Raw genomic sequence first — 21,099 nt, 5'->3', positions numbered from 1 at the left:
TATTACTTCGTTACGTATGAGAAGACATCCTCTCCAAAATACTCAGTTGACAATTTCGAAATTGTTCCATCTTCTTTCAATTCTTGAATCGCCTCATCATAAGCTTTAGCGAATTCCTCGTTTGTAGACGACTTGTGAATGAGTGGGTAGGTTTCAATTCCCTTATACGGGAACCATGTAAGCTTGTCTGCATATTGATGGTAAGCCCCGTCTTCATTTGTCACTGCCTTTTCAAACGAAAGTTTGATATCAAAAAATGCATCATAGCGTCCTTCCAATACCCAGGCATATGCATCCGCAACCTTAAAACTTTCAGCTTCTTCCAACTTGATTGGAGTTGATGAATCCTTATTATATTCTTGAATAACATTGTATTGGGCATTCTGCGGTGAAATTGGAACTAATTTTCCACCTGCTGCTGCAAAAGAGTCAATGTCTGTGTACTTAGAACTATCTTCTTTACGAATTGTGAATCCAATAATACTTGCTCCAATTGCATTTTCAGGAATGATGAATTTTTCAGCACGTTCAGCAGTATACCACGCCCCCTTTGTACCAATATCATACTTACCTGATTCAAGACCAATTAACAGATCTTCATCACTCGTTCCAACGTACTCAAATTGATAGGCATCCAGTTTCTCATCTATTGCTTTTAGTACTGCAACTTCAAATCCATCACTTTCACCTTTTTCATTAATAAAATCATATGGAGCATAACTCTGTGTATGTGCTACTTTTAATGTAATGACTTCATTACTTGTGCTACTAGATGTTGTATTCGATGCACTTTCGGACTTACCTATTAATTGTCTACCTATGATTGTTGCTGCAATTACTGCAAAAGCCACACCACCTGTAATTACCCATTTTTTCTTTGTCATATTGTTCTCTCCTTCATACACTATCGTTATGCTTGAGCTACCGCTTCACGCACCCATTCAATTCTCTCTGAGCTAATATCACTTGGAATGGTACAATCTGCTCCAATTATGATACCCTGTTTCCCATTCTCCGCTATTAATCGCTTGGCTTCTGCCTGAATCTCCTCTTTACTTCCTGTATAGAGTAAGCTATTTTTTGTATTTTCAAAGCCACCTAAAACGGTTTTCCCACTGAATAATTGTTTCCCATCTTTCAGTGAAATTCCTTCTGGTTTTACCGCCCAGTTCACCACCTGTACTGGATAATCAGTAAAGACCGTCACGTCATTTCTTGCCCCCTCATACCCACAAATATGAAGAATATTATTTCCACCAACACTACCTGCCGCCTCAAGTACAATTAAATCACTTTCAGAAACATAGCTGATGTAATCTTGACTTTCAATAGTCTCTGATTGAATATTTTGTGCACTGTAGTAAATACCATCTGCACCCGCTTCGGTTATAACTTTTTTCGCCAGAGTTGCAATGTCATGTGCAATCACTTTCAGTACTTCTCTTAATGTCTCAGGATACTCTTTCAAAAAAGAAGCTACTTGCTCATCACCAGCGTCAGTTTTATTGGAAACTTGCCACTTCAAATGAGTTAATGGTGCAAAAATATTATAAACAGAAACAATATCCTCTGTAAAATTTGATCGTACCTGCTTCACCAATTCCACTTGCTGATCGAACCACGGATGATTCTCTCCAATTGATTCAATCGTCGCTAATTCTTTGATGGAAGTAATTCCTTCTTTTATTAATGGATTTGGATAAGAAAAGAAACCATCGCTCATAATCTTTACAAAATCAGGATTGATATCCTCCACAAATTTTTTATGTCCAGCAACATTTTTTGAAAAAATTTCTGGTTGATTAAAACCGTTTAGCAATTCATCTTCCTCTGCAAAGTGATACCAAAATCCAACAGGTACTCGGTCAACCTCGTCACCTTTAAACGCTTTTAAAACTAATTCTCGCTTATTTGTCATTGTATTTTCTCCTTTCGGTTTGACATGTTCTTATCTTACCATCACAATTTATACTTGCAAAATCTATATTTTTTATCGTTAGCTATAAGAAAAATTTATTATAAAAGCCAACTATCCATTGCTATAGTTTTTAATAATATCGTTCGACATAATACCGTCATTTTCGATGAATTTTATCTATTTTAGAACGATTTACATGACCATTATTCGATAAAATGTATTTTTGAGATAAAAAATGTTGTATTTTCATAGGTTTTCTTTTTACCCATAGATAAAGACTATCGCTTCATAGTTTATTTGTATTGGAGTTTTACCGAAAATTCAGGGTTAGTTTTGCTATAATAACACTAGAAATGGTAAAGGAGGTGCTACATGAATTTACAACAATGTCGGTATGTTGAAGCAGTGGCACAAGCAGGTTCTTTTAGCCAAGCAGCAAAAGAACTGTTTGTGACTCAACCAAATCTGTCAAGCTCTATCAAAGTTTTAGAGAGTCAACTTGGGGTTCAACTATTTTTGAGGTCCAATAAAGGAGTTCGCCTCACTGAGGAGGGACATGATTTTCTAAAGTATGCTAAAAGGATTCTAGGTGAGCTCAGCCTACTTGAACACCGCTATAATAGTACTTTTAAGAAGAGTTTTACCGTTGCATCTCATCATTATGATTTTTTATCCATCCCCTTGGCCAGAATGGCAGAGCAGTATAAAGAGGACTATCAAGATTTTCAATTAATTGAAACTACTACAAAACGTGTCATAGAGAGTGTTGCAAATTTCGAATCAGATGTAGGAATTATCTTTATCAATCAAGAGAATAAAGATATCCTAGAGCGGTCCATCCAAAATCAAGATTTAGAATTTACTTCATTAGGAGATTTTCCTACACGTGTGTTTTTAGGGAAACAGCACCCGCTAGCTCAACTATCTGAAATATCTGAGGAAGATTTAGTTGGCTATCAGCAAGTACGATTCCGACAGGATAAATCGGGCATCACTTTTGATGAGGATCCTCTTGAAATCCATAAAAATCAAACAATCATTTATAGTAATGACAGAGGTACTGTAATGAATCTGCTATGTGCAAGCAATGCCTATGCCTCAGGTCTCGGAATTGTAAATAGTTTTATCAAGGAACAAATTGTCCTCATTCCTTTAAAGAATAGTCCAACCCATACTTTGGGTTACGTGACAAATAAAAAGAAGAATATCACAGATATTACTTCCTCTTTTATTGATGAAATTAAGCTGAGTTTGACACCACATACAACTGCATAAACAGCCTAGAATTCATTTTAAAAATGGTTTTTAGGCTTGTTTTTTATGCTTAAAAAACGCATTGTTGAATGAAGAGCTTTCAGACAAGGAAATGAGATACAGCTTACTAGAATGTTCTAGGTTGAAATATGACAAGCTGAAAGTGACGACGTATCAAAGCGAATTCAAATATCAATACAATAAAAAACTAGGCATCAGCCTAGTCCATGATAGATATCGTATACTTCTTGTTTTTTTAGTTGGTAACGTTTGGCTACTTCTTTGATGGCCTGATTGGGTTTCCGACCTCCTGCAATTTCCTTTTCTATCTCAGCTTTTAAATCCACTTCTTCAGCTGATGGGCGGTCTTCTTCACCAGCTCCTGCTACAATTATCATGCATTCTCCCTTAAGCGGGTTTTCTTCAAGATACGCGAGGAGTTCTGAGATTGAACCTCTTTGGTATTCTTCAAACAGCTTGGTTAACTCCCGAACAATCGTAGCCTGACGATCACCATAAACCGACAACATATTTTCCAAGGTATCAGCCACACGGTAAGGCGATTCATAGAAAATCTGAGTCTCTGGATAGGCTCTTTTTTCTTGAAAAAATTCCTTTTGTTGTCCTGCTTTCCTCGGTAAAAAACCATAGAAAATATGTGGTTGTGGGGCTAATCCAGATGCGATGAGAGCTGTAATCCCTGCAGAAGCACCTGGTAGGGAAATTACAGGAATATTTTCTTCAATTGCTGCACGCACTAAATCGTGACCAGGATCTGATATGGAAGGCAAGCCAGCGTCAGATACTTGAGCAATTGATTGACCAGATTTGAGCCAATCGAGCAAGACAGGAATTTTATCATGAGCATTGTGTTCATGAAAGGAGGTCTGTTTGGTATCAATCTCAAAATGTTTGAGAAGTAAACCTGTGTTCCTGGTATCTTCCGACGCAATGACATCAACTTCTTTCAAGGTCTGAATGGCTCTAAAGGTCATATCCTGCAAGTTTCCAATCGGAGTGGGGACCAGATAGAGGCTCCCGAAGGGCGACTGTCCCTTAAATGATTTTTGTAGTTTCATTCTAATCTCGATTCAATAATTCAATACAGAACATACATGGCTCATCATTATCTCTACGTTTGCCGTATTCATACGTACAGATATGGAAACCATCCTCATAGATATTCTCCAAATTCTCCTTACCAAAGTTTGAAGGCTTGTGTCCTATCTTATCTTCTTTCTCCAAACGCTCACGCAACTTAGAATTTTCCAAGCGTAATCGTGTATTTTCATCAATAACACTTTGAAGATGTTTTTTAATGGCGTCCACATCAGCCAAGGTTGTCAATAAATTTTGTGAAAAATCATCAAGTGCATCAAATAGTTCTTTTTTATCCATTCCTGTCCTTTCACTGATTCGCTTTACATGGTAAGGTATTCTAAACAGTTTTGCAGACTGACATTTGCCTGCCACATTTTCTTGGCTTTCAGGACTGCGTCCATTTTTTCACGAGCTATCATCTCTGTTAATCTTTCTGCAAGTAACAAGCTCAACACATCAAACAAGCGCCCCTGCTCTGCTTTTTCCACCGCTAAAGAAACCAGCACTCCTACTTGTAAATAAGCGCGGTTAGAATCAGTTAAAAGCAATTCTGTAAACTTTTTCGCTTGATCCAGCAAGTCAATAAACGATTTGTTTGTAGCCAGCCTTTTCGCCTCCTCTTGACTAGAAACCAGTCGTGCGATAAGACTCGCTTGTGTTTTCAATAAGCCTTCTTCCTCTAGAATTCTCTCTAAATATGGAAGATTTTGGGGAAATGAGATAATTTGGGTACGACTCTTTATGGTTGGTAGAACAGCTTCTTCTTGATTGGTCAAAAGAAAAATATGGATCGTCGACTGAGGCTCTTCAATAACTTTGAGCAGAGAATTAGCGGCATTCACATGCATTTTCTCAGCATCACGTATGATAAATACTTGCTGGCTAGATTCAAAACCAGACTGAGAGAAGTTCTTGACCAACTCCCGTATCGTATCTGTTTTAATGAAATTACCTTGAGGCGCCACAATGGTCACATCCGAAAAATCATTTGATTCAATCAACCGACAAGAGCGACACTTTCCACAAGGAAGGACACCAACTTTTTCTTGGCAAAATAAAGCTTGACTTAGAAAAAGGGCCATTTCAAAGCTCGCAAAATCACCTGAAAATAGATAAGCATGTGCCAAACGACCTTGTTCTAGAATCGTGACAAATTGCTGATAAACTAGTGGTTGAAGATCTTTTAGTTCCTGAATATTCATACTCTTTCCGAAAACCGTTTCTTAATGACCGCTAGAGCATCCGCAACGACTGCTTCCAACGGTTGACTGGCATCAATTTTTACAAATCGCTCAGGTTCTTGTTCCAATAAGCTGAGATAGCCTTGACGTACTCGACGATGCATATCTGCCTTTTCCATATCTAAGCGGTCCACATCACGATCCGCATTGAGGGCAATTCGTGCCAATCCTTCTTCTGTATCAATATCAAAATAAAGGGTCAAATCAGGTTTTAATCCCTCAGTGGCAAATTGATTGAGCCAGTTGATATCAGCCACATTGAGACCACGACCAAAACCTTGATATGCAATTGAAGAATCAATAAAACGGTCAATCAATAGTAATTTTCCTTGAGCCAATGGTGGCAATATCTTCTCTTTTAAATGCTGACGTCGAGCTGCAATAAACAATAACAGCTCCGTTTTGTCATCCATTTCGGTATTTGCAGGATTGAGAATTATATTACGAATCTCCTCTGCAATGGCTACACCTCCTGGCTCTCTCGTTGTCACCACTTCAGGTCCCAGCTCTTGTAAATCTGGTAATAATTCACGTAATACCGTAGTCTTACCAGCTCCATCCGGACCTTCAAATGTAATAAACATTCCTTGTTTCACTGTCTCTACCTTTCGATTTGCTCATTCATGGTTCTTTTTATTTTACCAAAATCTAGCCAAAAAAGCACTTGAAAATTGACTTGTATTTCTTCACCAAATACCGTACAATGTCAATATAGATTTCTAAGGAGAGGGAAAAAGTATGCTACGTTTCAGAAATATTCTGTTGATTGTATTCGGTGCTGGTTTATTTGCCTTTGGTTTGAACTATCTGATCATGCCTAACCATTTATTTGAAGGCGGTGCGACAGGATTAAGTTTGATTGTTTACTATCTTTTTAAGGTACAGCCTTGGGTAATGAACATTGTCATCAATATACCCTTATTCATCATTGGTTGGAAAATTCTGGGACGAAAAACATTCTATCTGAGCATTCTTGGAACCCTTAGTGTAACCGTTTGGTTAGCCTTATTTGAAAAGGTTCCATTTGCAATTGATTTACACGAAGACCTAATCCTTGTAAGCATCCTTGGGGGGTTGCTCATTGGAATTGGTCTGGGCATTATTTTCCGCTCTGGTGGGACAACTGGTGGTAGTGATATTGTTGCACGTATTGGTCACAAATACCTCCCCTATTCTATTGGCCAAATTATTTTCGCAATTGATACCATTGTGTTAACACTGATTGTCCTTATTTTCCAAGATATTCGTCTGGTATTATACACACTTATGATGGTTGGTATCGCTTCTAAAATGATAGATATGGTAGCAGATGGTGGATATGGTAGCAAGGGTGTTATGATTGTTTCTGAGAAATCAGAAGAGCTTGCGCAAGCGATTGACCAAAAAATCGAACGTGGTATCACCTTCATAAAGGCGCAAGGCTTTTATAGCAAAACCAATATCAATATGATTTATTCTGTAATCTATAAAAGTCAGTTACAAGAAATGAAAGAGCTGATTCATCAAATAGATCCGCATGCCTTTATCACCATTACTGACGCACATGAGGTACTTGGCGAAGGGTTTACTTTAGATAAGAATAGACAACCTCTGCAACGTGATTAATAAAACAACATAAGTTAAAAATTGTTAGTAAAAAAAACACATGAAATCAATGCTTGTAGCAACAAAGATTTCATGTGTTTTTTACTAACTTTATGCTAAGACTTTTCTATAAAATAAATATACTGTGGCTCTTCCTAACCACCGAGCGATAGGGTAATAAGTGCAATATTCATTTTAATCAATCCTTACTTACTTCTTTTTTCAGATATTTTAGTGACGATTAAGAAAAAGATATGAGATATAATTACAATGTAAGACAGAGGTCTCAAATATTCTTTATCGTGAGATAGGTATGAGTCAATGGACAAGATAATCGCTAAAAAAGAGCAACTGATAGCTAGACAAATATTGAAGAAATCAGATTTCATACGAAAATACGATATCCTTCTTGTAATTAGTCAATTATAAAAAATGATGGATTATTAAATGTAATGTAAGTGAATTCTGAATGCAACTTTATAAATTTATAATAGCAAGTATATATAACTAAGCCAATCAAAAAGAGGTAACTTTTGTAAACATTTGGGCACAATATCATTCTTTCCAGCCATTTTACTACAAATAAAAACACACGGCACTACATTCGGTATAATGTGGTACTATGTGTTTTATATTCTCTAGGCTAACTTCAAATTGTTAATTAGAAGTTGAGTCATCACACAAACGATATTTGGTTCTTATTGTGGGTTTTCCAATGGTTGCTCTGCCTCTGTTTGTGCTTCTTTTCCTTGGTCTAACAAGGCTGCAATAATTTTTTGGTCGCGTAATTTCACTGAGTCATTGATGGTCTCAGCAGAACGTACGATAGCTGCCTCCAACTCACGACGTTTCTGACGTCCTTCATCAATAGCTGCGATGATACCATTATTTTGGGCAACCAAACTTTCTGCTAATTTGGTAACTGATGCTACTGAAAGGGTCGGATTTTGGGCTATACGTTCCATCATTGGAATAGCTTCTTTTGATGTATCCGCTAGCATTTGAAGTGCCGCATTATTAGCATTGACAATCGCATCTGCCGTTTGACTTGACTTGATAGATTGTTGCATGATACCCAACTGTGCGATGGACAGTTTCATTGTAGGAATGGTATTGCGACGTAACATTCCTAAGCGCTGTTTCATATCTGACGATACTTTTACTAGGTTGCGCATTTGGGGAGTCGTTGTCCAAGCAACATACAAACGGCTCATATATTCAGAATGCTGCTGTTCAAGGATATTTGCCACTTCGGTCACGCGCGCCAATTTCTCAGAAGCAACTTGATACTCAACAGTAGTCGGTGCTAGGTTCGCAATCTGTTCTTGTGCTTGTTTCGCTCGTTCAGCCGCTTCCTGACCAGTCGCTTCAATAAAGGCGATAACTCCGACTAAATTCTCTATCGACTTGGTATTATTTTCAATCAAAAGCTCAGCAGAGACAATATTACGTGCCAACACTTCTTCCTGCTTGACCACACTGGCTGCCATGCTATCCATTTTCTTTTCAATTGTCTGAGAATCAAAGTAGAATTCCTGTAAATCATTCTTGGCTTGTTTGAACAAGCGTTGGAAGAAACCAGGTTTCTTTTCCAATTCCACCGAAGTGGAAATATCTTTATATTTCGCTACAAATCCATTCAATTCACGATTGGTATTGGCCAACAGTTCATCTACCTGTGGAATTTCAATCTTCTTTTGTTCTGACAAAATGTGATTGACCGTAGCATTGACTTCTTCTACTGCTTCCTTACCAAAATCCAAGAGCGCATTTTGATTAGCCAAGAAATTATCAACCAACTGAGGTGCTTTTGCACGAATACCCGTCTGTTGCTCTGGCGTTAATTGAGCCAAAAACGATACTTTTTGACTATCTCCTGCAGGCGTAGCTTGGATGATTTCTGTCGTCTTATCTTTTACATTCAAACTATTGCTTGCAATCTGATCAATATCAAAATTAAATCCTGACATCTTCTTTACTCCCCTTCCCTTTTCATCATACGTAGACTGACTTCAAAGTCTTTCATATCAGCTTCATTAAATTGCTTAATGGTATTGTCCAAATCCTTATCGAAACTTTCCATGGCCAATTTTGCCTGTGCCAAGCGTTCTTCAGCGTTGAAAAAATCCTTTGGAGATCGTTTTATTTTCACATATCCTTGTAGAATATCGTTAAACCGTTGCATATTGGCCTCATGAATAGCTGTCAACTCTTCCTTTTTATCGCTTGTATTTTCTAGCTTTTCAAGAATAACAAGATTGTCTCTTTGGATATTGCAATAGGTTTCTAAAATCTCTGGCGCAATTTCTGAAATCATTGCTTTTTCATCCATTACCTTACCACCACTAGGTGAAACCTGTTCACTCGTTTCTTTTTCTACCTTAGTTTCTGGTAATTTCAACTGGTATTTCAGTTGCAAGGTGTCAACAGCTTCTTTGCTTGCATAAGCGTCAAGGTATTTTCCAACCTTTTGATACAGTTGATCCAGTTCGAACAATTGACCTAGCAGGCGTTTACGCAACTGCAGGACTGACTGATTCTCTCCCTTTTCTGCTAACAACTCTTGGTGTTTTTCATAGCCAGAACGAATTGAAAATATCAAGGTTTGTATTCGTTTTATTTGGTCACTATTCAAGAATCTGTGGATGTCATCTCGTTTATACACATAGCCAATCAAGAGTCCTAGTGGCAGTAATATATACCAAAAACTCATGATAAAACTGATAGCAAGTAACACCAATAATATTGTAATGCCCGAATTTTTCTTCCCATGTCTATGGTAATTTCTATATTTGTTCCCCATAGAGCCTCCTCATACATGATATACACTATTATATCACATTCCTCTAAAATACTAGAAAAATACAAAAAGAAAAAGCCAAGAAAAATCTTGACCTTTAGATATTTTTTGCAACTGTTGGAACAAGGCTGTCAACTACAATTCCTGCATCTTCAAAGAGTGACCGAACTTCTTCTAGATCAACCTTCCCTTCAATTTGTACTTCAATGACTACTTTTCCTGATTTAGTAGCGATTTGTACAGTTGAGACGATATTATATTCTTTGTCCGAAACCAGACGAATAATTTTTTCCAATTCCCCAGCTTTATTGTCGACGATGAAACGAGCACGAACTCCTTCTTCACCGTAACCAGAGACTTGTAAAAATGCAGCAAATATATCGCGATCGGTAATCACACCATATAATTGCTCATTGTCAACGACAGGAAGAATACCCACTTTATTTTTGTACATCAAATAGGTAGCATCTTCAAGACTGGCATAAGCTGAAACAGTGATCACATCCTTGATCATGACATCCTTAACCTTGGTTTTATTGAGTAGATAGTTCATCTCATAGATAGATAAACTAGTAGCTTTAGAAGGACTTGCCTCTGCAATAGTTCCCTCAGTCACCAAGCCGACCAATTTATCATTTTCAATGACAGGCAGACGGTGCAAATCCTGTTCACGCATGAGATCAGCAGCATGAGCAATCGTTGTATCTGGAGAAATGTAAACAACCTTTCGAGTCATAAAATCTTTAACAGACATGAGATACCTCCTTAGTTTCCTATGGATTCATTATAACACAAAAGCGAAAACGATTTCAATGTTTTGTAAAAATAATTGAAAATACTTCGTGTTTTCTTTTCTCATTCTTCCAGACAATTTTCAAGATAAACACTCGGCTAAAATAGAAACGGCCCTTTCTATCTCCTCTTCTGTAATGGTTAATGGGGGTAAGAGACGAATCACATCACTTCCAGCCGTCAAGACGATTAGACCATTCTTACGTGCCTGTGTGACTATTGTGCCCAAATCACGAGTAACTTGGATTCCCAGCATCAAACCAAGCCCGCGGATGGCTACTACTGTTGGTAAGTTACCAAGCTGATTTGTCAATTGATCTTGTAAGTAGCTAGCCTTAACATGAACTTTGGCAAGAAAATCTTCGGTCAGGATTTCCAACACTGCCTTACTACTGGATAGTACTAGTTTATTGCCCCCAAAAGTCGTACCATGACTACCGTAGGTAAAGGCCGTACCTAGAGCTGACTTTCCAAGCATGACTCCAACGGGTAGACCATTGGCCAAGCCTTTGGCCAAGGTAATGATATCTGGCGAAATACCGTATTGCTGATATGCAAAAAGCGATCCAGTTCGCCCAATTCCTGTTTGTACTTCATCGACAATAAGGAGGAGGTCTTGCTCTTTACAATAGTGGGCTAATTCCACAACAAAATCCTTGTCAGCCGGAATGACTCCCCCCTCACCTTGAACCAATTCTAACATAACAGCTGCAGTGTTTTCGGTGACCAATTGTTTTACAGACTCTAGATCATTGTAAATCGCATAGTGAAATCCTTCAACAAGTGGTCCAAAACCAATTTGGATTTTTTCCTGTCCAGTAGCTGACATCGCACCAAAGGTTCTTCCATGGAAGGATTGTTTAAAAGTAATAATGTCCGATTTACCTGAGAATTTACGAGCTAATTTTATGGCAGCTTCATTGCTCTCTGCTCCACTATTACAGAAAAATGCCAAATAATCTTCATCCCCAACCAATAAGTCTGCGACTTGTTCTTGGAGACTATTTTGATAGAGATTTGGACTATGCCAAATGGCTTCCAATTGCTCCGAGACTGCTTGCTTGACTTGCTCATGGAAACCTAAATTTGTGACCCCAATTCCAGAAGAGAAGTCCAGATAGAAATTTCCTTCCTTATCCACCAAGTAATTGTCAGCTGCTTTGATAAATTCAATGGATTCACGTTTGTAATTTTGAAATAGTTTTGTCATAGAACCTCCTACGCTAGACAAATCAAGGTACCCCTGCTCAGATTGTCACTGATGAGTACTGTCTCAACCCCCGCTTGAACCGTTTGACTGGCTCCTTTTATTTTTGGAATCATTCCACCAGTAATAATCCCCGATTGGATTTTTTCTTCAATTTGAGTAGTATTTAAAGTTGGAAGGATTGCACCATCTTCTTTCACACCAGGTACATCTGTCATTAATATCAATCGTTCTGCTTTTAAGGCAACCGCTATTGCTGTGGCTACGTAGTCTGCATTGATATTTAACAATTGTTCATCACAAACACCCATTGAGCCAATCACTGGTATCATACCTTCTGACATAATCGCTTCTAATGGCTGTGTATGGACCTTTGTAATCTGACCCACAAAGCCATACTTTTCTTGATTCAAATAATCAGCCTCGATTATTTTTCCAAGACTTGATTTGATTTGAATACTATCGCATCCTGCATTGTTTAAGCTACTGGTGATGCTTGGGCCAACGATTTGAAATTGGCTATATTCCACTAATTTCATCACATCTTTGCTCGTCACACGTAGACCATCAATCTTCTCGACTGAGAGATGTTGCTCTGCCATTAATTTATCAATCGCAAAGCCACCACCGTGCACAACAACAATCTGTTTACCTTCTTTGTGCCACTGTTTGATTTGCTTCACGCAACTCTGAGATAGTTGTTGACTGGCCAATCCACCAATTTTTATAACGATACTGTTTTTCATATTACACCTCACTAATTAGGTCCGATACAAAGCATTAATTTTTACATAGTCATAGGATAAATCGCATCCCCAAGCACGTCCGCTGGCCGATCCCATCTTTAGATGAACTTGGATGTCAATAGTGTTTCCTTTGAGAACCTCTTGCATTTGCTGGCTTTCAAACGACAAAGGACTTGAGTCTACCATGACTGGAATACCACATAGCTCAATATCAATTGCGGTAGGATCAATCTCAACACCTGCATAACCAATTGCAGCAATAATTCTACCCCAGTTTGCATCCTCACCAAATATGGCTGTTTTGACTAAACTTGAGCCTACTATACTCTTAGCCACCATCCTTGCAGCAAGTGGAGTCGTGGCTCCAGTCACATCTACTTGAATTAATTTGGTTGCTCCCTCGCCATCTTTGGCAATCATTTTAGCTAATTCTGTCATCACAAGATGCAACATGGAAACAAACTGCGCATACTCTTGTGAGCCTTCTTGAATTTCTGCGGACGTAGCACAACCATTCGCAAGGACCAAGACCATGTCATTGGTAGAAGTATCCCCGTCCACTGTAATCTGGTTAAAACTCGTTTCGACCTCTTCACTCAGAGCTTTTTGCAGAAGCGAACTTGAAATAGATGCATCGCAAGTAATGAAGGCTAACATGGTTGCCATATTGGGGTGAATCATACCTGATCCCTTGGCAACACCAGACATGGTCACCGTAGAACCAAAAATCTCTTCTTGAACTGTGATGGTTTTGGTTCCAGTATCTGTCGTTAAAATAGCTTGAGCAAACTGTTCCGCATGACCATCTAGGTCTAGCTGTTTTAAACCTGATGCAACAGTCTGGCGAGGTAAAAATTCCCCAATCACACCAGTTGAAGCAATCCCAACTAAATCCTTCTCAATCCCCAGTTGGTTTGCACTTGCTTCTTGCATAAACAAGGCATCTTCAAAGCCTTTTTGACCAGTACAGGAGTTTGCAACACCAGAGTTTACTACAATTGCTTGCATCTGTTGCTTAGTCGCTATTGATTGTTTGGTAACAAGTAGCGGGGCTGCTATAACTTTATTGGTTGTATAAACACCTGCAACGCTGGCAGGAACTTTGGAAACAATCCAGCCAAAATCTAGTTTTTCTTTTTTAAAACCTGCGTGGACTCCATCAGCTGTAAAACCTTCGGGACTCGCAATCGTGCCATCAATAATCTTCATTTTTAAACCTTTCTAGATAAACGTTGGTAAATTGAGCAGACCAGCTGTTTCTTCAAAGCCAAATAATTGATTCATATTTTGAACAGCTTGTCCAGCTGCACCTTTTATCAAATTATCCAAGACTGCTACAACCGTTAAAATTCCTGTTGTGGGGTTGTAAGCAAAACCAATATCTGTATAATTGGATCCAATCACATGATGTAAATCAGGTAAGTGTCGTCGGACACGTACAAAGGGTTTATCTTGATATGCCTCTTGATAGATCTCAAACAAGGCTTCCTCACTCAACTCATTTTTCAATTTCAAATATGCAGTAGCGACAATTCCACGAGAAAGAGGCAAAAGTGACGTTGAAAATTGAATATGCTCCACTCGCTCGTCGAATTGTTGAAGTATTTGAACAATTTCAGGAATATGCTGGTGCTTATTTAGTTTATAAGTCACATAATTCCCCTGAATATGAACAAAATGACTTGCTGAGGTTGGAACTTTACCAGCACCACTCAAACCGCTCTTGGCATCAACAATCACACTACTTGGATCCACCATTTTCTTCTGTAATAAAGGAATCAATGCTAACTCCGTGGCAGTCGCATAACAACCTGGATTTGCCACAAATTTTTGTGAGGTCAAATTAGAAAATTCTGTTAGTCCGTAAGAAAACTGTGCAATCACTTCCTCACTAGCTGGTTCCTTTCCATACCATTGTTTATAGGTTTTCGCAGGTAAACGATGATCCCCTGACAAATCGATGACTGGAAATTGATTTTGAACGAAGACAGTAGCTAAATCTTTGGAAATCCCACTGGGAGTTGCAAAAAATACTAAATCAGCAATTTCCATGATACGTTCTGCATTAAACTCCTCGATAAGGTGATCGAAAACATCCGTTACATGTGGATAAATATACGATATTCTTTGGCCAACTTCTTTACTGGCATGGACAGAAACAACATCGACATGCGGATGATTTTTCAATATTCTAAGCAATTCCAGTCCACTATATCCAGTAACACCAACAATCGAAACTTTCATTCCATACCCCCAATAGTAATTATGCTGACTAGTTTATCGCAATTTTATACAATTGTCAATATTTTATTGCATAAAAATACAAAAAATATTTAATGATGAACATTCGAAGTTTCATATTAACTTTAATTGAATGATGATTCTGATATTTTCAGGAAATTTTCAAACTTCTAACCAAACAAAAAAATACTCCTAGAATTGCGAGTGGATAGAATCCACCTTCTACTCTAGAAGTATTTGTACACAAATCATATGAACACGATTAGCCTTTTACAGCAAAATAGTGTCTGCTTGGGCTAGTAAAATTGAAGTTAGGGAATGGCTCAGCATTCACTGGGCTACATGTATCCGTCAAAGCAGCTATTCGCTCTTGCAATGCTTGAATGTCATTTGACTCAAATAACACACTTCGTGTCATGTCAACGACTTCAGGCGATACTTGACGAATAAATTCTTTTGCATAGACTGTAATAGTTGTAGATGCTTCAGCATGGGGTTTCATGTCGAATGTTTCAAAGCCCATCATTTCAGCTTCATTCAAAATCGTAAAGCCAGCTGCTTTCCAAAAAGCCTTCTCAGTAGCAACGTCTTCTACGTACAACATCAAACCAAATTCTTTTGTAAACATGAATTCTCCTCAAACTATGTTCAAATGCAAGCTGATATACTGGCCACATTCGATTCACTCTATTTATGTGAGTCTGTATTTTCTTTGTTTTGTAGTGCAGGTAATTCTGTTAACTCTTTTTTCAAATTCTTGATTTCACTCTTTAACGAAAGATTTTTGGTTAAGCCTATTAAGTATTGGATGACTATTCCAATGAGAAGCGAACCAATTATTACCAAAATCAAAGGCATACGAAATTGACCGAACAAATAATGGACAATAACCTCTTGACGATTGGCTAATGAAAGAACAACTGTCAAAATAATCACGAGCAATAAACCAATAAGTGATAATCTCTGTTTCATCATAACTCCTTTTCTACTATGACAGTCTAGCATAAGAATCAGAACATAGCAAGAAACACTTCTTTGAATTTACCTCAAATTGAATTGAAGAAAAATTTATCGATTACTATTTAAAACCAACTATTTCCACTTTTCAATAAAAGCTGTCAGCTCTGCCTGTGCTTCTGGTGTGGAGCCGACTAGCTATTTTTGGATAAAACTAAAAAATTCATATTAACAATGCATTAAATACACAGTTAATGTGCACTTTTTAACCATTAATAAAATGGTGTATTTTCACTCCTTCTCCAATACCTTAAAAGGGATATGGGAGTAGTCTCTATGTTCTTTTAAAAATTCCAAGGCTTCTTTTTTTACCTGAATAAGATTGACACCTTGGGCATGTGCCCCATAAACACAGCCACAGTAGCACTGGCGATAAATATCATATTGTTCACACATCTGAACCGATCGCTGGTAACCACCATTTTTCTTGAAATCACTCGGAAGATACTGGGTATCGTACAGCTTCTGTACCTCAATTCCAACAGCATTGATGGTTTGCGCATTCTTATGTGGACTGATTGTCAATGCAGAACCAAAGTAGTCAAAACTAAGCTCAACCGCCTTTTCAGCAGTCTTGTCCAAACGATAATCATAACATACCTTGCAACGGTCTCCCCCCTCTGGCTCATTAGCCAGATGCTGGGTTTTTTTGAAAAATTCCTGAGGGCTATAGTCAGCTTCCAAATACCCCACAGTTTGACCTGTTTTCTGGTTGAAATCATTGACAAACTGGGCAGTCACAGCTGCTCGCCGTTGGTATTCCGCCTTTGGATTGTTTCGTTTGGCTAAAACCCATGTATTTACACGTCACAGCTGCTCGCCGTTGGTATTCCACCTTTGGATGAATATTGGAATTGGCAAAATAGATGGTAACATCCACATATTGTGTCAAATATTCCAGCGTAAAAGTAGAACATGGCGCGCAACAAACATGCATGAGAATCTTGGGACGAATTCCAGATGACCGCCATGATGCTGCCATTTTCTGAAAAACCTTGTCATAATTGACCTTTTGATTTGGCGATAATTGAGTTAACATCTCTTCCACTGTTATCATAGAACTTCACAATCATCCTTTCGTTCACTTCCAGCCAACCAAGAGCTCACCTTCAATGGTAATTTCAGTCAACTGCTTTAAATCCAGCCTAGACTGGTCCACTTGGAAAAAGAGGGGGGTCATATCTGCCAATACTTGAGCATGATCGACAGAAATCGGCAGGGTACGACTGACAAAGACCTCTTCAACCTGTCCCACATAAGCCTTAAAATGCTCCACTATATCACGGTTATCATAGGACTCCTTGCGGAGTTGGTCTTTGGCTAAATGGCGGAGCTCCTTGAGGTGATTGGGGCCTGGGACTAGTTTGAGAATAGCCCCACCAGCTTTCAGCACTCTGGCAAATTCCTGATAATTGGCTGGAGAAAAGATATCCAAAATCCCTTCAATTGCTTGATCTTGAATAGGTAACTTGGTCAAGTCACCGACAAACCATTTGACCGACTTGGTGCTGTCTGTCCTTGCTGCCAAGAGAATGGAATCCTTAGAAATATCAAAAGCAAGAATGTCCAAGTCCATTTTCTCGGCTAATTTGCGAGAATAAAAGCCCTCTCCACAGCCGATGTCCAAGACAGACCGCAAGCCCAGCTCTGCTATTTTTCCCTCCAAAGCCTCATAGAGATGATTGTAATAGCCTGCCTCTAAAAAGGCCTGGCGATTTTCAAAGCTAGACTTGTGGTAGTTGGCAGACTGCTTGACTTGAGGGGCCAGATTGACATAGCCCTGCTTGGCAATGTCAAAAGTATGACGGTTGGGACAGCGAAGAATGTTCTGGTCAAGACCAAGAGCCTGCCCACAATGTGGACAGGCGAAAAATTGGTCGCTATTGCTAAAACGTGGGTGTTTGGTCATGTTAAGTATTTTCTTTTCTAAAGAGGTGCAGGGCTAGTCCTGATAGGAGCGAGGCAACGGCTCCTGTAAATGACTAGCAAGTAGCCAATTGGGAGCAGGTAGAAGTTTTCGTGTAGAATGCCATTGGAATCGACATATTCGACGGAATTGGCCTTGATGATAAAGCAGACAAGTCCTAAAACCATGAGAAAGCTTCCGATAATGGTAATGGTCAGGTGCATCTGGGTACGACGGCCTTCGCGACCGTCCTTGACTAGTTTTTCTGTCATGTTGTTCATGGCAGTTCCTCCTAAGATAAGTTGATCTAGGGAGATTGAAAAGACAGAGGACATGAGAATTAAGAGTTCCAAGTTGGGTAGGTTTTTGTCATTTTCTCAGTTGGAAACAGCCTGCCGTCTCACATTGAGTTTGAGGGCAAACTGTTCTTGGGGCAAGCCTTCCTTCTTGCGTAAGTCTTTGATTTGTTGTCCAAAGTTCATTTCTTTCTCCTTTTCGGGGAGCGGGACAGAACTCGAAAAATGAAAAAGAGTTCGTCAACAAGTCTTTATTTCTAGTTGTTGAGCTAAAACGGTCTATCCCCAGACCGTTTTACTCCCGCCCCCGCACAGCTTAAACTGTCTGGGGGACAGTTTAAGGTTGGGAATAAAGCGAACAAAGTTCGCAACATTCGTTAGGTCAGATTTGAAGTGTGCAACACGAACAAATCTGCCAATCAACCACTGCGCTGAGATGTTGACACCAACTTCGAGAAGTGATGCTAATCTCTATACTTATCTTAGCTTGTCGGTCGATGTTTTCCAAGAATGGTTGGCTTGCTCTGGACTTTTTTAGCGAAAGGTGGTCTTGCTAACTCCGCAAGTCCTGCTTGCAAGTCTGTTCTATCAAGGCATTAGGCTAGTGTCAATTTCCTGTCAATCTAGCCTAACTGATCGGATAAGTCTTCCCATTCTTCCATGAGGCTTTCTTGTTGGTTTGTCAGTTGGTCGATTTCTTTTTGGTAATCGGTCAGCGAACCAATGTCATTGGTTTCTAGCATGGCTTGGTTGAGCTCACTCAGAAGGTTTTCGATATTCTCAATTTCTACCTCGATTTGCTCGATGCGACGGGCCAATTTGCGTTGCTCTTTTAGATTCTCCTTTTGGGCTTGGTAGTCCATGGCTCCGGCTGATTGGTTAGCCGTTTCTATCTGGTCAGGATGGGCTTCTGCTTCCAGCTCTGCTTTTTTCTCCAAATAATAATCATAGTCGCCCAAATAGAGTGTGGATCCAGTTTCCGAGATTTCCAGCACCTTGGTGGCGACGCGGTTGATGAAATAGCGGTCGTGGCTGACAAAAAGCAGGGTGCCGTCAAAGTCGATGAGGGCATTTTCCAGGACCTCCTTGCTGTCAATATCCAAGTGGTTTGTCGGCTCATCAAGGATGAGGAAGTTGTTGTTTTCCATGGACAGCTTGGCGAGGAGCAGGCGGGCTTTTTCCCCACCAGATAGCATAGAGACAGACTTTTTGACATCGTCACCTGAGAAAAGGAAAGCTCCAAGGCGATTGCGGATTTCCACTTCAGGTGTAGTCGGAAAGGCTGACCAGAGCTCCTCCAAGACAGTGTTGGAAGGCGTCAGGGCCGACTGAGTCTGGTCGTAGTAGCCCACTTCCACATTGGCACCTAGCTTGGCTTCCCCTTTGATAAATGGCAGAGCTCCGATGATGGATTTGAGCAGGGTTGTTTTTCCGATTCCATTTGGGCCGACAATGGCAATGGCATCCAGCTTTCTTTGGTCAATGGAAATAGGCTGAGAAAGTATTTCTCCATCGTAACCCACCGCAGCATTTTCCACTGTCAAGACGATATTGCCAGAAGTCTTATCCGAGTGGAAGGTCATATTAGCAGATTTTTTACCAGTTGTTGGCTTGTCCAGTCTCTTCATTTTTTCCAACTGCTTGCGTCTAGCCTGGGCACGCTTGGTGGTCGAAGCTCGAACGATATTTTTTTGGACAAATTCTTCTAACTTGGCAATTTCCTTTTGTTGTTTCTCATAGTTTTGCAACTCGGTCTGCAGCTTCTGTTCTTTTAGCTCAACAAACTGAGAATAATTCCCCACATAACGATCCAAGGAATGCTTGGTCAAATCCAGAGTGACAGTTGCTACCTTATCTAAGAAATAGCGGTCATGGCTGACAATAATCAAGGCTCCTTTGTAATGCACTAGGTAGTTTTCCAGCCAGGCAATCGTGTCAATGTCCAGGTGGTTGGTTGGCTCATCCAGCACCAATAATTCTGGGCTTTCAAGCAACATTTTTGCCAGTGCAAGACGAGTATTCTGCCCCCCAGAGAGCTCAGAGATTTTCATATCCCACATGGTCTGGTCAAACTTAAAACCATTCAAAATAGCACGGATGTCTGCCTCATAGTTAAAACCACCAGCCAGACGAAATTCTTCTGACAAGCTATCGTAGGTCTTCATCAACTGGTCAAGTTCACTACCAGACAAACTGCCCATCTGCTCTTCCATACCACGTAGACGTTTTTCTGTCGTCCGCAAGTCGTCAAAGACATGGAGCATCTCATCGTAAATGGTATTTTCCGACTGGAATCGACTGTCCTGCGCCAGATAAGAAAGGGATAGATTCCGTTTGGTAGAGATCTCACCGCTAGTTGCTGCTTCTTCTCCGACGAGGATTTTTAGCAAGGTGGACTTGCCTGCGCCATTTTTTCCGACAAGGGCAATCCGATCCCGTTCATCTACTTGAATGTTGATATTGTTAAATAAAACTTCGCCCGCAAAGGAGCGCTCAATCTTGTTTCCGCTTAGTATAATCATAAAAATATTGTACCACAAATTAGTATTGTAGTGCGGTATCCTATTTCTAAATTCCGCAAAAAACAGCGACTTTTCAGTTGCTGTTTTTTACGTTATTTTCACATTTTCTAACCTAAGCCATTCAGTAGTTCCTTATTCTGCCAAAGCAGGTAAAGACCACCAACAATAATGATGACCATGATCATAAACTTAATCAAGCCTTTCACAAATCGAATGATGACTAGCAATATCATAGAGACAATCAACCATCCCCATGCAGAGGAATTCAATAATGATTCCATTCCAGCAAGGCTGTTCCCCGCCAAATCACGCACCGGGGCAGGAATTTTTTCCACCCAGTCAGATGATAGACCCAATTGATTCATAATTGACTGCCCACTTGTCTTCAGCCATGCAAAAATGCCGGCATTATATAGAAATAGCAGAGCTTGCTCAGGATATCGCTTTAATAAATTGCGAAACATGTTAAGATAG

General features: G+C 39.5%; 20 protein-coding genes and 2 pseudogenes. 2 read left to right on the top strand and 20 right to left on the bottom strand.

Annotated elements, in window-relative coordinates:
- Positions 1-2 precede the first annotated feature (2 nt).
- Complete coding sequence (locus ACPC57_RS05850) at positions 3-884, bottom strand: transporter substrate-binding domain-containing protein (protein WP_130554494.1); 882 nt, start codon at positions 882-884, stop codon at positions 3-5.
- 26 nt (positions 885-910) lie between these two features.
- Complete coding sequence (locus ACPC57_RS05845) at positions 911-1,918, bottom strand: uroporphyrinogen decarboxylase family protein (protein ID WP_434066493.1); 1,008 nt, start codon at positions 1,916-1,918, stop codon at positions 911-913.
- Positions 1,919-2,290: 372 nt separating this feature from the next.
- On the opposite strand from ACPC57_RS05845, the gene ACPC57_RS05840 reads away from it, so the two are divergent.
- On the top strand, positions 2,291-3,193 hold the full coding sequence (locus ACPC57_RS05840; RefSeq protein ID WP_217373947.1) for a LysR family transcriptional regulator: 903 nt from the start codon (positions 2,291-2,293) through the stop codon (positions 3,191-3,193).
- Between the two features lie 194 nt (positions 3,194-3,387).
- On the opposite strand, the gene rsmI is transcribed toward ACPC57_RS05840, so the two are convergent.
- The 4 genes from rsmI to tmk are packed head-to-tail and all read right to left on the bottom strand — an operon-like array spanning position 3,388 to position 6,110.
- A complete protein-coding gene (gene rsmI, locus ACPC57_RS05835; protein WP_130554492.1) occupies positions 3,388-4,251 on the bottom strand; it encodes a 16S rRNA (cytidine(1402)-2'-O)-methyltransferase in 864 nt (287 codons plus the stop codon).
- Between the two features lies 1 nt (position 4,252).
- Complete coding sequence (yabA, locus tag ACPC57_RS05830) at positions 4,253-4,570, bottom strand: DNA replication initiation control protein YabA (RefSeq protein ID WP_024391897.1); 318 nt, start codon at positions 4,568-4,570, stop codon at positions 4,253-4,255.
- A gap of 23 nt (positions 4,571-4,593) precedes the next feature.
- Positions 4,594-5,475: a DNA polymerase III subunit delta' gene (locus tag ACPC57_RS05825; RefSeq protein ID WP_274504071.1), complete on the bottom strand. Its 882-nt coding sequence runs from the start codon at positions 5,473-5,475 to the stop codon at positions 4,594-4,596.
- Complete coding sequence (tmk, locus tag ACPC57_RS05820; RefSeq protein ID WP_434066492.1) at positions 5,472-6,110, bottom strand: dTMP kinase; 639 nt, start codon at positions 6,108-6,110, stop codon at positions 5,472-5,474. Before tmk ends, ACPC57_RS05825 begins: the two co-directional genes overlap by 4 nt.
- A gap of 142 nt (positions 6,111-6,252) precedes the next feature.
- On the opposite strand from tmk, the gene ACPC57_RS05815 reads away from it, so the two are divergent.
- Positions 6,253-7,119 (top strand): YitT family protein, encoded by an 867-nt coding sequence (locus tag ACPC57_RS05815; protein ID WP_434065537.1) that lies wholly within the window; start codon positions 6,253-6,255, stop codon positions 7,117-7,119.
- A gap of 677 nt (positions 7,120-7,796) precedes the next feature.
- Here the strand turns inward: ACPC57_RS05815 and ACPC57_RS05810 are convergent.
- The 14 genes and pseudogenes from ACPC57_RS05810 to ACPC57_RS05745 form a co-directional block, all read right to left on the bottom strand.
- Complete coding sequence (locus ACPC57_RS05810) at positions 7,797-9,068, bottom strand: toxic anion resistance protein (protein WP_434065536.1); 1,272 nt, start codon at positions 9,066-9,068, stop codon at positions 7,797-7,799.
- Between the two features lie 5 nt (positions 9,069-9,073).
- Positions 9,074-9,901 carry a hypothetical protein gene (locus tag ACPC57_RS05805; protein WP_434065535.1) on the bottom strand — a complete coding sequence of 276 codons (828 nt, stop codon included), beginning with the start codon at positions 9,899-9,901 and terminating at the stop codon, positions 9,074-9,076.
- 94 nt (positions 9,902-9,995) lie between these two features.
- Positions 9,996-10,652, bottom strand: coding sequence for a CBS domain-containing protein (locus tag ACPC57_RS05800; protein WP_130554486.1), 657 nt, complete (start codon positions 10,650-10,652; stop codon positions 9,996-9,998).
- 120 nt (positions 10,653-10,772) lie between these two features.
- Positions 10,773-11,900: an acetylornithine transaminase gene (locus tag ACPC57_RS05795; protein WP_434066491.1), complete on the bottom strand. Its 1,128-nt coding sequence runs from the start codon at positions 11,898-11,900 to the stop codon at positions 10,773-10,775.
- A gap of 8 nt (positions 11,901-11,908) precedes the next feature.
- Positions 11,909-12,643, bottom strand: a complete 735-nt coding sequence (argB, locus tag ACPC57_RS05790) for an acetylglutamate kinase (protein ID WP_434066490.1) — start codon at positions 12,641-12,643, stop codon at positions 11,909-11,911.
- A 15-nt stretch (positions 12,644-12,658) separates the two neighbouring features.
- The gene (gene argJ / locus ACPC57_RS05785) at positions 12,659-13,852 is read right to left on the bottom strand and encodes a bifunctional glutamate N-acetyltransferase/amino-acid acetyltransferase ArgJ (protein WP_434066489.1); all 1,194 of its coding nucleotides are present in this window, start codon (positions 13,850-13,852) and stop codon (positions 12,659-12,661) included.
- A gap of 12 nt (positions 13,853-13,864) precedes the next feature.
- Complete coding sequence (argC, locus tag ACPC57_RS05780; protein ID WP_434066488.1) at positions 13,865-14,887, bottom strand: N-acetyl-gamma-glutamyl-phosphate reductase; 1,023 nt, start codon at positions 14,885-14,887, stop codon at positions 13,865-13,867.
- 259 nt (positions 14,888-15,146) lie between these two features.
- The gene (locus ACPC57_RS05775; RefSeq protein WP_434066487.1) at positions 15,147-15,512 is read right to left on the bottom strand and encodes a glyoxalase; all 366 of its coding nucleotides are present in this window, start codon (positions 15,510-15,512) and stop codon (positions 15,147-15,149) included.
- 59 nt (positions 15,513-15,571) lie between these two features.
- The gene (locus ACPC57_RS05770) at positions 15,572-15,856 is read right to left on the bottom strand and encodes a LapA family protein (protein WP_165390458.1); all 285 of its coding nucleotides are present in this window, start codon (positions 15,854-15,856) and stop codon (positions 15,572-15,574) included.
- 276 nt (positions 15,857-16,132) lie between these two features.
- Positions 16,133-16,958: pseudogene (locus tag ACPC57_RS05765) on the bottom strand (epoxyqueuosine reductase QueH).
- Between the two features lie 24 nt (positions 16,959-16,982).
- Positions 16,983-17,810 carry a putative RNA methyltransferase gene (locus ACPC57_RS05760; RefSeq protein WP_434065531.1) on the bottom strand — a complete coding sequence of 276 codons (828 nt, stop codon included), beginning with the start codon at positions 17,808-17,810 and terminating at the stop codon, positions 16,983-16,985.
- A 1-nt stretch (position 17,811) separates the two neighbouring features.
- Positions 17,812-18,289 (bottom strand): annotated as a pseudogene (locus ACPC57_RS05755) (DUF3955 domain-containing protein).
- 437 nt (positions 18,290-18,726) lie between these two features.
- A complete protein-coding gene (locus ACPC57_RS05750; protein WP_434066486.1) occupies positions 18,727-20,625 on the bottom strand; it encodes an ABC-F family ATP-binding cassette domain-containing protein in 1,899 nt (632 codons plus the stop codon).
- A gap of 107 nt (positions 20,626-20,732) precedes the next feature.
- Positions 20,733-21,089: a hypothetical protein gene (locus tag ACPC57_RS05745; RefSeq protein ID WP_171988789.1), complete on the bottom strand. Its 357-nt coding sequence runs from the start codon at positions 21,087-21,089 to the stop codon at positions 20,733-20,735.
- Between the last annotated feature and the right edge of the window lie 10 nt (positions 21,090-21,099).

The sequence above is a fragment of the Streptococcus sp. VTCC 12886 genome, assembly GCF_049893425.1.
GTDB classification, from domain to species: Bacteria; Bacillota; Bacilli; order Lactobacillales; family Streptococcaceae; genus Streptococcus; species Streptococcus suis_AA.
This window is presented reverse-complemented; position numbering and strand designations above follow the sequence as displayed.

Bases quoted from the DNA above. Each gene is read 5' to 3' on its own strand.
- argB (WP_434066490.1), bottom strand. From the start codon at position 12,643: ATGAAAAACAGTATCGTTATAAAAATTGGTGGATTGGCCAGTCAACAA.
- ACPC57_RS05840 (WP_217373947.1), top strand. From the start codon at position 2,291: ATGAATTTACAACAATGTCGGTATGTTGAAGCAGTGGCACAAGCAGGT.
- ACPC57_RS05815 (WP_434065537.1), top strand. From the start codon at position 6,253: ATGCTACGTTTCAGAAATATTCTGTTGATTGTATTCGGTGCTGGTTTA.
- ACPC57_RS05805 (WP_434065535.1), bottom strand. From the start codon at position 9,901: ATGGGGAACAAATATAGAAATTACCATAGACATGGGAAGAAAAATTCG.
- ACPC57_RS05850 (WP_130554494.1), bottom strand. From the start codon at position 884: ATGACAAAGAAAAAATGGGTAATTACAGGTGGTGTGGCTTTTGCAGTA.
- ACPC57_RS05760 (WP_434065531.1), bottom strand. From the start codon at position 17,810: ATGACCAAACACCCACGTTTTAGCAATAGCGACCAATTTTTCGCCTGT.
- yabA (WP_024391897.1), bottom strand. From the start codon at position 4,570: ATGGATAAAAAAGAACTATTTGATGCACTTGATGATTTTTCACAAAAT.
- ACPC57_RS05800 (WP_130554486.1), bottom strand. From the start codon at position 10,652: ATGTCTGTTAAAGATTTTATGACTCGAAAGGTTGTTTACATTTCTCCA.
- rsmI (WP_130554492.1), bottom strand. From the start codon at position 4,251: ATGAAACTACAAAAATCATTTAAGGGACAGTCGCCCTTCGGGAGCCTC.
- ACPC57_RS05845 (WP_434066493.1), bottom strand. From the start codon at position 1,918: ATGACAAATAAGCGAGAATTAGTTTTAAAAGCGTTTAAAGGTGACGAG.
- ACPC57_RS05825 (WP_274504071.1), bottom strand. From the start codon at position 5,475: ATGAATATTCAGGAACTAAAAGATCTTCAACCACTAGTTTATCAGCAA.
- argJ (WP_434066489.1), bottom strand. From the start codon at position 13,852: ATGAAGATTATTGATGGCACGATTGCGAGTCCCGAAGGTTTTACAGCT.
- ACPC57_RS05750 (WP_434066486.1), bottom strand. From the start codon at position 20,625: ATGATTATACTAAGCGGAAACAAGATTGAGCGCTCCTTTGCGGGCGAA.
- ACPC57_RS05775 (WP_434066487.1), bottom strand. From the start codon at position 15,512: ATGTTTACAAAAGAATTTGGTTTGATGTTGTACGTAGAAGACGTTGCT.
- ACPC57_RS05810 (WP_434065536.1), bottom strand. From the start codon at position 9,068: ATGTCAGGATTTAATTTTGATATTGATCAGATTGCAAGCAATAGTTTG.
- ACPC57_RS05770 (WP_165390458.1), bottom strand. From the start codon at position 15,856: ATGAAACAGAGATTATCACTTATTGGTTTATTGCTCGTGATTATTTTG.
- ACPC57_RS05745 (WP_171988789.1), bottom strand. From the start codon at position 21,089: ATGTTTCGCAATTTATTAAAGCGATATCCTGAGCAAGCTCTGCTATTT.
- ACPC57_RS05795 (WP_434066491.1), bottom strand. From the start codon at position 11,900: ATGACAAAACTATTTCAAAATTACAAACGTGAATCCATTGAATTTATC.
- argC (WP_434066488.1), bottom strand. From the start codon at position 14,887: ATGAAAGTTTCGATTGTTGGTGTTACTGGATATAGTGGACTGGAATTG.